Genomic DNA, 10,697 nt, shown 5'->3' with positions numbered 1-10,697 from the left:
AGGAAAAGTCATAGTGTCCTTGACAAAGGGTACACTTTATAAAACAGGTGAAATCTCAATCGGAATTGGTAAATGAGGTGAATTTATGATGTTACATTCATATCCGTTATTAATATCTATATATAAGGGAGAGGGACGAATGTTAATTGTTCCGCTTATTGACCATATTGCAGGATATTCGATTGATTCAGATTGGTTCATAAATTTATCAGATTTGGACAATGCTGTTTCTGTCGGTGAAGGTGTAAAAAGTGCTATTGATTACATAAGAAACAGTCCTTTATCTTCGCTGACGCCTAATGAGCGAAAAGAAAATGCTGCATGGAAGAAAAATACGAAATATAGAAGCCGAGTAGCTTTTTGGAAAAATAATCATTATGTTCGTGTTAAAATCACTGAAGATAATCAGTATATAATACATTCGATGAAAAAATCACATAAAAGACAATATGCATATGATGAAATCATCAAAGAATTTATACTATTTGCTGATGCAGATGCTGAGGAAATAGGCAAAGCGGTTATTGAGTCTTTTATGGAATCAGAACGATATTACAACATGGGTTAGAGTTTGGTTGTAATAATATATCATACATGATATTGGGAGCTTATGCTGAGCCTATAAGTATAAATTACAGGAGGGTTCAAATGGGATTATTTGATAGATTTAAGAGGACATCAAAGGAAAGTTTATTAGGATATTTGCAAAATAGCATTTCAGATAATTCTAGTCTGGAACACATAGTAAGCGTGTTTGAAGAGATGTGTAATATGCCACTTAAAGAAGATATGATTTTATTTGAAACAGGAACCTATTCTTTTACAGGAAAACCTATGTTTAACTTTTCTTTTGTTAGACAATTTCCTAATGATGAGGAAGAGTATTATCAAATTCACGTGGATGTGTTATATATTCCAACGGAAGAAAATAAAGATTTTCAACGAACTATATGGAATGAGGACATTGAAGAAGATATATTCAGCTATATCAAAAAGACTCCTGAGTTTAATTTCTGTAAAGATAAGGTATTCAGCAAAATAGAAATATATTTGGATGAAACCTAACGTGAAAATCGGAATTTATCAAGCTGCTAATTTTGAAAATTTCTTTGAAAAACTATTGACTCCTACGCAACGTAATAGTTTACGATGTGTTTATCGAGAGGAGGAAATGACAATGATGACAGTGAATGAGGTAAGTAAATTAACAGGAGTGAGTATACGCACTCTGCAGTATTATGATACCATTGGTCTCTTAAAACCTATTGAATATACAGAGTCAGGTTATAGGTTGTATGACGATACATCCTTGGAAAGGCTGCAACAAATTTTACTGTTTAAAGAATTGAAATTTCCGCTTAAGGAGATTAAAAAGATAATTGATGCCCCTAACTTTGACAGGAACAAAGCATTAGAGCAGCAGATTGAATTGCTAACTATGAAAAAAGAGCATCTTGAAAATCTTATTAGTTTCGCTCGAGGAATAAAAGGAATAGGAGTGAAATATATGGATTTTAAAGTATTTGATACAACAAAGATTGATGAGTATTCTAAACGAGCAAAAGAACAATGGGGACAAACCTCTGAGTATAAGGAGTTTGAAGAGAAAACAAAGAACTGGACGAAAGACGATGAAGCTACTGTTGCAAATGAGTTTATGCAATTATTTGTTGAATTCGGACAAATGAAAGAAATGGATCCAGAAGATGAACAGGTGCAGTTGCAGGTAAGGAAACTTCAGGATTACATTACAGATCATTTTTATATATGTTCTGATAAGATTTTATGCGGTCTTGGAAGAATGTATGACGGTGGAGGAGAACTTACGGAAAATATTGATGATGTTGGAGGAGTTGGCACAGCAGAGTTTGCAAGTAAAGCTATTGATATATTTTATATGAGCAGAAGGTAACTTCCAGTTTGGAGAATTGAAAAAAATGGGATTTACCTATTAAGACATATAAACTGTTGACAATAAAGCTCCTATATAGTATGTTTTTAATAAACTACTATATAGGAGCTTTTGTATGGAAATGAATGGAGGATTTCTTGTCACCAAAATAAAACAGCTTGGAGACCGGATTTTCGAGAAGATTCTCAGTGAAAAGAATATTGATGCATTTAATGGAGCTCAGGGGCGTATTCTTTATGTGCTGTGGCAGGAGGATGGTATCTCAATCAGGTCACTCTCGACTAAATGCGGATTAGCGATAACATCTCTTACTACGATGCTGGAAAGAATGGAAAATCAAGGGCTGATAAGCCGTGTTCAGTCTGAAACGGACAAAAGGAAAACACTCCTGTTTCTGACTGAGAAAGCACATGCCTTGAAGGGCGAGTACGATTCTGTATCTGATGAGATGGGCAGTATTTACTACAAAGGTTTTTCAGAGGAAGAAATTACCCGGTTTGAGGAATGCCTCGACCGCATCAGAAAGAATCTTGAGGAGTGGCAGAAGTCATGAGTATTTGTATCAAAGATCAGATTCAGAACATGAATATCGTCATTGGCTGCACAGTGGGGTGTACATATTGCTATGCCCGCAACAACGTGAAACGCTGGCATATGATTGATGACTTCTCTGACCCTGAATTCTTTCCGGGTAAGCTCAAGATGATGGAAAAGAAACGTCCGAAGAACTTTCTTCTTACAGGGATGAGCGATCTCTCCGGATGGAAGCCGGAATGGAGAGACGAGGTATTTGCAAAGATCCGTGAAAATCCACAGCATCAGTTCCTGTTCCTTACCAAGCGACCTGATTTGCTGGATTTTGATACCGATCTGGAAAACGCATGGTTTGGCGTTACGGTGACGAGGAAAGCAGAACTGTGGCGTATCGACGCCCTTCGGAAAAATGTCAGAGCAAAACATTACCATGTTACCTTTGAGCCGTTATTCGACGATCCCGGCACAGTTGACCTTTCCGGAATCAATTGGATCGTTGTTGGCACCATGACCGGAGCTCAGAGCAGGAAGATTCATACGGAGCCGGAATGGGCATGGTCTCTGGCGGACCAGGCACATAAGCTCGGCATTCCGGTGTTTATGAAGGAAGACCTTGTCCCTATCATAGGGGATGAAAATATGATTCAGGAAATGCCGGAAGAATTTAATAAAGTGTTAGAGGAACAGAAATCATGGAAGAAGTAATAAATGGAATCCTCATTCGTGAGGTGGAAACAAAGAACATCATGACTAAGTCTAGTCTGCCGGTAGGCGGTTACTCGGTCAATCCCTATGTAGGCTGTACACATGCCTGCAAGTATTGCTATGCTTCTTTTATGAAGCGCTTTACCGGGCACAAGGAGGAATGGGGCACTTTCCTTGATGTGAAGCATTGGCCGGAAATTAAAAATCCGAAGAAATATGCCGGACAGCGGGTGGTCATCGGTTCTGTGACAGATGGCTACAATCCACAGGAGGAGCAATTCGGGAATACCAGAAAACTTCTGGAGCAGCTGATCGGCAGTGACGCAGATATTCTGATCTGCACAAAGTCGGATCTTGTGGTACGGGATATTGATCTGTTGAAGAATCTTGGACGTGTAACCGTTTCATGGTCGATCAACACACTAGATGAAAATTTCAAGAACGATATGGATTCTGCTTCGAGCATTGAGCACCGTATCGCTGCTATGAAGCAGGTATATGAGGCAGGTATCCGTACAGTCTGTTTCGTATCCCCGGTATTCCCCGGTATCACGGATTTTGAAGCAATCTTTGAGCGGGTAAAGAATCAGTGCGATCTGTTCTGGCTCGAAAATCTCAATCTTCGAGGCGGTTTCAAAAAGACAATTATGGATTATATCGCCGGAAAATATCCTGATCTTGTACCACTTTACGACGAGATCTATAACAAGCATAACCGCAGCTACTTTGAAGCACTTGAAGTAAAAGCTGAGAAAATGGCTAAGAAGTATGATTGTGCCTTTGTGGATAATGAAATGCCTTATGGCAGAGTCCCGCAGGGACATCCGGTGATCGTAGATTATTTCTATCATGAGGAAATCCGTGGGACAGAGAATACCGGAAAAAGAAATCGTTAATCTAAACGAAAATTAAACTGATGATGGTGGAGAGATTTATTTATCGCCATTTGAAATCGAGAAGTTCTTGTTTGAAAAATAGAGAAATTGTAAAATTGAAGAAAAAAGAAATGCACAGTTCTTAGCTTATCGGGAACTGTGCATTTTTGTAAATAAATACTTTTAATTAGCCTATTACGGCGTCCTCTGCTGTAAAATGTTCCAGAGAATTTTCTTTTACCTGAATGCAGATATAAGTAATTCCGGAAATATCGGATGCAAAAAACTGACGCTTTGCAGCAGGTGCGATTTTTATCCAGTCTCCAGTTGAAAGGCTGATTTCTTCTCCATCAATTATGGCCTTGCCGTTACCTGAAAGAATTCCATAGATTTCTTCATTTTCTTTATGAGAATGAACAAATGGGACATTTGCTCCTGCAGGTAGTTCGTTTAAACTGATTTCTGCACCTGTTAAAGACAACTTTTCATGCAGCTCAATTCGGTTTTCCTTTCCAATAGTTGTTTTTGTGTAATTTGCCATAATAACCTCCATAGTTAATTTGTAGTTTCTGGTTGCTTGGTATTAGTATAGTGTGAGACACATACAAAAACAAGTACGCACCTTTTTGTAACTGTGCACTCAAAAATGAATGTGTTACAATAGACTCGGAGGTGAGAATTATGCGAGCAAAAGAAGAATTACCGGAATGCCCAGTTGCAACAGCAGTATCTCTCATCGGAGGAAAATGGAAATTGCTGATTTTGCGTAACTTGAAAGAGCGTCCATGGAGATTCAATGAGCTACTACGAAGTATAGATGGTATTTCACAAAAGGTTTTGACAGATAGTTTAAGACAAATGATGAGTGATGGGCTGGCATATCGCCACGATTACCATGAGCAGCCACCGAGAGTTGAATACGGCTTAACGGAACTCGGAACAAAAATGCTTCCAATTGTTAATTCACTTGCTGACTTTGGTAACTACTATAAATCAATTATTGAACAAAATTAAGGACGTTAGTATTTGAAAAACTCGAACAATTCCAGTTTTTGAAACTGAGAAATCGAAATTTAGGGAGGTACAAGAATGATAAATTTAGTGGCACTTCCGTGCCTCTGTGTAGATGTTTTTGATGGAACAGATGAATTGCGTGCAGGTGGTGAAGCCCTTAATTTTGCAGTTCATGCATCAAAATTTGAGGAGTTTAATGTTTCAATATTGGGTGCGGTTGGACAGGATTCCTACGCAAAATTTATTATGGATTCTGTTTCTGATAAGAGAATAGATGTAAGCCATGTAAGAGTTGAAGAGGATAAAGTAACTGCAAATAATCGTACATATCTTACGGCTGACGGTGACAGATATTACAAAGATGATTCATGGACGGGTGATATTGTTGATAAAATGATATTGAATCAAGACGAATTGGACTTTATAAAAAAATCAGAGGTTGTATTTATACATTTCTGGGCAGGCTGTTTTGAACAAATTATAGATTTAAAAAAGAATAATAACTTCAGATTGGCTGTGGATTTTGTAGAATATCGTAATTTTAAGGAGATGGAAAAATATGCACCATATATAGATTATTTCCTGATTAGTGGAGAGGAATCAATTCTTCCGATATTTGAAGCATTTTCCAAGAAGTATAAAGGACTATTTAATGCATCTTTAGCTGATAAAGGAAGTGTTACATATTATAATGGTGAAAAGTATTTTGTCCCGGCTGATGAAGCTTTAGAAATAGTTGATACTACTGGTTGCGGAGATAGCTATCATGCAGGCTTTGTGTGTTCTCATATGTTAATTGGTGATATTTACGAGGCTATGAGAGTTGGTACAGAATTTGCAACAGAGACATTGTCTCATTATGGTGGCTTTTAATTCGATTTGTAAGGAGAAACAATATGACAGGGTTTATTATATGGTCACTTTTCGGAGTGTTTATAATTGGATTATGAATAAAAGATATGTTTTCTAAGAATCCGGTTGTGAAGAAAAGTAAATAAACTTCAGTTTTTGAAACTGAGAAATCGGGATTTATAAAGGAGAATATTGATGAAACTATTTTTATGTTCGCACTTTTCAAGTGTAGGAAGTCTGATAAAGGAAGAAATTGAAAATAAGAAAGTCGCATTTATTCCAACAGCTTCGTTGCGTGAAGGCTACACCGGTTATGTCGGCTCGGCTCGAAAATTATTCAAAAAGTTGGGAGCAATCGTAACTGAAATTGATATTTCAACGGAGGCTTATTCAACGATACAGTCTGTTTTTGAAGATGCAGATGTGATATATTTTACCGGCGGAAATTCTTTCTTTCTTATGGACCAACTCCGTAAAACAAGAACTGATGGGTTGCTAAAAAAGGAATTGGCAAATGGAAAATTGATGATCGGCGAGTCGGCAGGCGCAATTATATGCGCTCCAAGCATCCAATATATCGAGCAAATGGATGAAAAGCCGGAGGACTACTCACAAGAAGATGATGCAGGGCTTGATTTGATTGATTTCTATGTTCTTCCGCATTATCTTACAGCACCATTTAAGAAAGTTACCGAGAAAATAATGACTGAGTTTTCGGATTTGAATCTATGCCCTATTAACAACCATCAGGGAATTGTAATTGATGGTGAAGGTTCAAAGGTTATTTGCAAAGACTAATTTGAAAAATCCTTTTTTGAAACTGTAAAATCGAAATTTTCTTGATGATGGAGGATGCGTATGGAACATAAGGGCACAATTAGAATAGAAACAGATAGATTAGTTCTTAAACGACATGTATTAGATGATGCAGAAATCATGTTTAAAAACTGGGTAACAGAAAAAGATGTAACAAAGTTTTTAAGTTGGCAACCGCATAAAAATGTCGACGAGACAAAGCAATTACTAATTGATTGGATAGAATCGTATGATAAGCAGGATTTCTATTTTTGGACAATTGAGTTAAAAGATTCGCATGAACTGGTTGGAGATATATCAGTAGTAAGTCTCGATGAGGCAACAGAAAGTGTGGAGCTCGGGTATGGTATTGGAAGCAGATGGTGGGGAAAAGGTATAACTGCAGAAGCAGGAAGGGCATTGGTAAAATTCTTTTTTGAAGAAGTAAAAGTCAAACGTGTATATGCAAAGCATGCTGCAGGTAATCCAAACTCAGGAAGTGTAATGCAGAAAATGGGAATGAAAAAAGAAGGAATAATTAGGCAGTCGGGAACCTGTAATCAAGGTATTGTGGATGAAGTTTATTATTCCATACTTAGAAATGAGTATTTTAGTAATGATAATTGATGAAAAAATCTAATTTAGCGACACACTCGAAAATTTCAGTTTTTGAAACTGAGGAATCGGGATTTAAGGAGGTCTTGTATGAAGAAAATCGTATGTACAATGCTATGTATTATGCTTTTATTTGGTTTGAGTGCTTGTGGTGGAGATGTCAGTGAAGAGAAAACTCATAATGTTGAATCTGAGAGCTATTCAGAAGAGGATATTAAAGCCGCTATTGACACAATAAAAAAGGAGTTTAAGAGTGACTGGAAAGGATGCACTCTCACAGAAATTTACTATGCCGGAGATGACTGCACGAAAGATTATAAAGATTGGGCAGACAGAAACAATGCAGATGAAGTCATTGTTTTATTATCTTCATTCGATGTTGATTCATCTGGTGGAAACGGGTCTTTGAATCCAAATAGTACATACAGTGATTGGAAGTGGATTTTAGTTAGAACAGATGGCGGAAAGTGGCAGCATGTTGACCATGGATATTAAGTCAAATTCCTGTTTTTGAAACTGAGAAATCGGAATTTGTGAGGGAAAGAAATGAAGAAAAATACTCCAAGCGATGATGAAATAAAGAATTATAGCCATAAGAAGATGACATTGCCATTGATGGAACATGCTTCTGAAGAAATGAAGGAACCTGTATGGAAGCTTGTTAAAAAGTTAGCGTCTTATGCTCGTGTACCGGGCGCTATGTCAGATTTTAAGAAAATGGCGGTGTTCGCTGAGGATGATGCAATTGTCGATGTAGTTCTGGATACATTACAGGATATGAAATATCCTTTTAAAAACACAGATTTTATACCGGATATCATGGGCTATTATTACTCGATTGCATTGATTTCGCAAAGCATGCATAGAAGGGAAGAAACGATTAAGCTGTTCAATGAGCTTGTTGATTATGCAATCAGTATTAAATCTAACAGCGCATTGCCACTTGCGAGAAATATGGATGTTTTGTCAAAGGAATATCCCGATCTGTCAGATTTATTTGAAAAAGCAAAGACTATCTATAGATTTGATGCAATAGATAGTATAAAAGAAAGGGTGCCTATACAGGTCAATAAGCTTTATCACGATTATACAAATGCAGATAAAATAGAAGCAGAATACATTAATGTTGAAAATCCTGAGGATGGTAAGGTTTTTGTCGAAGTGGATGAAAATGGATATGTCGTAAGAATAGTAGAAAAGGGGAAAAACATTTATACAAAGATATTTAAACATTATAGCTATGACATGATTAATTATGCGATAGTCAGAGATGTTTTGCTGAGAAAACACATGGAAGAAATGCGAATCAATGATATTGCGGATGCAAGAGTTGTCGAAGCTACGAGAACGGATCTTAAGAAACTGTATAGTGATATTGAGATATCTGTAAATAATAAGGAGTTTGCATATATATTAGATGGGCATGAAAAATTCAATAATACTGATTTACCGAAGGATGTCCAAGACTTTCTGGAAGAAATATATAATGATGAAGACTTGAAAGATGCATTTTTCGATTGTGATATTGAAATCTATGATGAGGCATGGGTTAAGGATCTTGAGGAGGATGATTCGTGGTTTGAAGATCTTATGGGATCGGGAGAATCCAGTTATAAGAATATTAAACCGTTTGCACGTGACGGCTTAGGTGGATTATGGGTAGTGTTAGATGATGAAATGATCGGATATATCGGTACAGAGGGCGAATGTGGAATCCTAGCCCGCAATATAAATGAGTTCATGAATATTGTTGCGGTACAGAGAGGATATATAGATGATTTCTGTAATGCTGATATATTAAAATCTGTGGATGCATTTATAGAGGAATATGAAGAACCTCGTGATTCAGATTATAATAGGGAATTTAATAGATTTATAAAGAAGCATGGTTTTACTAAAGATTTAAAGAAAATATATGAATATATTATAAAAGGAGTCACAATAAAACCGTTTTTCCAAGTCGTCGCTACAGATGATGAATATGAAGATTCCTACTCAATACTTGGAAGCGATGATGGACAAGAAGCATTGAAGTCTCTTATAGAGATGCTTGAATAAGTTTGGATTATTTCCTGTTTTAGGTGGAAAGTTGTAAAAGAACTCGATAACTTCCAGTTTTTGAAACTGAGAAATCGGAATTTTTATGTGTAAAGGAGAAACGAATGAAATTACTTGTGATAGATATACAAAAAGGAATAACAGATAGTAGACTTTTTAATTTTGAAGCGTTTATTGATGATACTATAAGAATTATAAAAGCAGCTAGAGATAATCAAATAGAGGTTATCTATTTTCAACATGATGATGGACCAGGAACGGGGTTTTCAATCGGTGATGAAGACTTTGAAATTGCAGAACAAGTGATTCCCAGGGAAGGGGAAAAGATATTTATAAAAAATATCAATAGTTGTTTTGGAAATAAAGATTTTACGGATTATGTTAAAGATGATAATACATTAATGATAGTGGGACTACAGACAAACTTCTGTATAGATGCAACTGTGAAATCTGCTTTTGAGAGAGGATATAAAGTAATTGTTCCACAAGGGGCAAATTCAACATTTGATAACGACTATATGACTGGAGAAGAAACATATAAATATTACAATGATATGATGTGGCCAAAGAGATTTGCTACATGTGTATCCGTTGATGAAGCAATTAAATTGATGGAAAGTTCAATCGGAAGTTGTGTGAGGGATTAAGATGAAAAATATAAGGTTTTATGAGGCGGAGAAATATAAAACGGCAGATTACGAAATAGTAGATGAGAAAATATATAAAACATATGAAACTGGGTCAGAGAGTGATGATTATCTCGGATTAGAGCAGTTGGATGATAATGCTTTAGCTGAAAAGCTAAAACAGGTCGAGGGCTGGGAATATGGAGCAGGAGAAATGCTCGAAGATTATTTAATACTTAACTATGAGGGAAGAAAGTATTATAGAGATATTGAGGATGTAGGCACGGATAACGATATCGTCATGGTTAATATGGATGATCCCTCAAATTCTCCAAAGGAAATCTTTGTAACCTCAATAGTTTTTGAAGCAGAGCCGGATTTGGGTGAAAATTCTCCTTCGGAGCCAGTGATATCCCAGTACCCGCTTGAAGATATTTTAGATAAGTTTTATGTATATCTGCACGATGATTATGTAGACGAAAACACATCTGATACAATAAATTCATATGTAGAGTTTGCCAGCGAAGATATTGAAGACATACGAGCTGTTCTCTCGATATTAGGGAAACATGTTTATAATGTTGATGAAGGTGACTATATCGATATCAAGATTGAACCAGTATAGAACAGAGTTATAAATTCTAGTTTGCCGAAATATCTTTCTAACTTTCCCTATTTTACAGGATTTTCAGCCCATTCATTAGTGAAATG

General features: G+C 36.4%; 15 protein-coding genes. 14 read left to right on the top strand and 1 reads right to left on the bottom strand.

From position 1 onward, the window contains the following. Positions 1 to 139 precede the first annotated feature (139 nt). The 6 genes from DWW60_RS07940 (at position 140) to DWW60_RS07915 (ending at position 4,047) form a co-directional block, all read left to right on the top strand. Positions 140 to 568 (top strand): contact-dependent growth inhibition system immunity protein, encoded by a 429-nt coding sequence (locus DWW60_RS07940; protein ID WP_117551459.1) that lies wholly within the window; start codon positions 140 to 142, stop codon positions 566 to 568. Positions 569 to 648: 80 nt separating this feature from the next. Next, a complete protein-coding gene (locus DWW60_RS07935; protein WP_117874922.1) occupies positions 649 to 1,065 on the top strand; it encodes a hypothetical protein in 417 nt (138 codons plus the stop codon). 112 nt (positions 1,066 to 1,177) lie between these two features. Beyond that, entirely contained in the window at positions 1,178 to 1,912 is a 735-nt protein-coding gene (locus tag DWW60_RS07930; RefSeq protein WP_117551455.1) for a MerR family transcriptional regulator, read from the top strand. A gap of 115 nt (positions 1,913 to 2,027) precedes the next feature. Next, positions 2,028 to 2,465, top strand: coding sequence for a radical SAM mobile pair system MarR family transcriptional regulator (locus DWW60_RS07925; RefSeq protein ID WP_004853467.1), 438 nt, complete (start codon positions 2,028 to 2,030; stop codon positions 2,463 to 2,465). After that, positions 2,462 to 3,151, top strand: a complete 690-nt coding sequence (locus tag DWW60_RS07920) for a radical SAM mobile pair protein A (RefSeq protein WP_117874920.1) — start codon at positions 2,462 to 2,464, stop codon at positions 3,149 to 3,151. Before DWW60_RS07925 ends, DWW60_RS07920 begins: the two co-directional genes overlap by 4 nt. Continuing rightward, positions 3,139 to 4,047: a radical SAM mobile pair protein B gene (locus tag DWW60_RS07915; RefSeq protein WP_117874918.1), complete on the top strand. Its 909-nt coding sequence runs from the start codon at positions 3,139 to 3,141 to the stop codon at positions 4,045 to 4,047. The genes DWW60_RS07920 and DWW60_RS07915 overlap by 13 nt, the downstream gene beginning before the upstream one ends. A 166-nt stretch (positions 4,048 to 4,213) precedes the next feature. On the opposite strand, the gene DWW60_RS07910 is transcribed toward DWW60_RS07915, so the two are convergent. Continuing rightward, on the bottom strand, positions 4,214 to 4,567 hold the full coding sequence (locus DWW60_RS07910) for a cupin domain-containing protein (protein ID WP_117874916.1): 354 nt from the start codon (positions 4,565 to 4,567) through the stop codon (positions 4,214 to 4,216). Between the two features lie 140 nt (positions 4,568 to 4,707). Here DWW60_RS07910 and DWW60_RS07905 point away from each other — a divergent pair, with 140 nt between their 5' ends. From DWW60_RS07905 to DWW60_RS07870, 8 genes are all read left to right on the top strand, one after another. Continuing rightward, the gene (locus DWW60_RS07905; protein WP_015534088.1) at positions 4,708 to 5,040 is read left to right on the top strand and encodes a winged helix-turn-helix transcriptional regulator; all 333 of its coding nucleotides are present in this window, start codon (positions 4,708 to 4,710) and stop codon (positions 5,038 to 5,040) included. A 75-nt stretch (positions 5,041 to 5,115) separates the two neighbouring features. Beyond that, on the top strand, positions 5,116 to 5,913 hold the full coding sequence (locus DWW60_RS07900; RefSeq protein WP_022215831.1) for a PfkB family carbohydrate kinase: 798 nt from the start codon (positions 5,116 to 5,118) through the stop codon (positions 5,911 to 5,913). 174 nt (positions 5,914 to 6,087) lie between these two features. Next, positions 6,088 to 6,690, top strand: a complete 603-nt coding sequence (locus tag DWW60_RS07895; RefSeq protein WP_015534087.1) for a Type 1 glutamine amidotransferase-like domain-containing protein — start codon at positions 6,088 to 6,090, stop codon at positions 6,688 to 6,690. A gap of 60 nt (positions 6,691 to 6,750) precedes the next feature. Beyond that, positions 6,751 to 7,314: a GNAT family N-acetyltransferase gene (locus tag DWW60_RS07890; protein WP_015534086.1), complete on the top strand. Its 564-nt coding sequence runs from the start codon at positions 6,751 to 6,753 to the stop codon at positions 7,312 to 7,314. 78 nt (positions 7,315 to 7,392) lie between these two features. Further along, entirely contained in the window at positions 7,393 to 7,797 is a 405-nt protein-coding gene (locus DWW60_RS07885; protein WP_055280587.1) for an LptM family lipoprotein, read from the top strand. 51 nt (positions 7,798 to 7,848) lie between these two features. Continuing rightward, positions 7,849 to 9,360 carry an SMI1/KNR4 family protein gene (locus DWW60_RS07880; RefSeq protein ID WP_117874914.1) on the top strand — a complete coding sequence of 504 codons (1,512 nt, stop codon included), beginning with the start codon at positions 7,849 to 7,851 and terminating at the stop codon, positions 9,358 to 9,360. 104 nt (positions 9,361 to 9,464) lie between these two features. Further along, positions 9,465 to 10,007: a cysteine hydrolase family protein gene (locus DWW60_RS07875; RefSeq protein ID WP_117874912.1), complete on the top strand. Its 543-nt coding sequence runs from the start codon at positions 9,465 to 9,467 to the stop codon at positions 10,005 to 10,007. Between the two features lies 1 nt (position 10,008). Further along, a complete protein-coding gene (locus tag DWW60_RS07870) occupies positions 10,009 to 10,611 on the top strand; it encodes a hypothetical protein (RefSeq protein ID WP_117874910.1) in 603 nt (200 codons plus the stop codon). The last annotated feature ends 86 nt before the right edge of the window (positions 10,612 to 10,697 follow it).

Origin of the sequence: Coprococcus sp. AF16-22 (assembly GCF_003461545.1) — a bacterium.
In the GTDB taxonomy this organism is placed as follows: Bacteria; Bacillota; Clostridia; order Lachnospirales; family Lachnospiraceae; genus Coprococcus; species Coprococcus aceti.
Note: the sequence above shows the minus strand (reverse complement) of the source record. Positions and strands in the feature narration are given on the sequence as shown.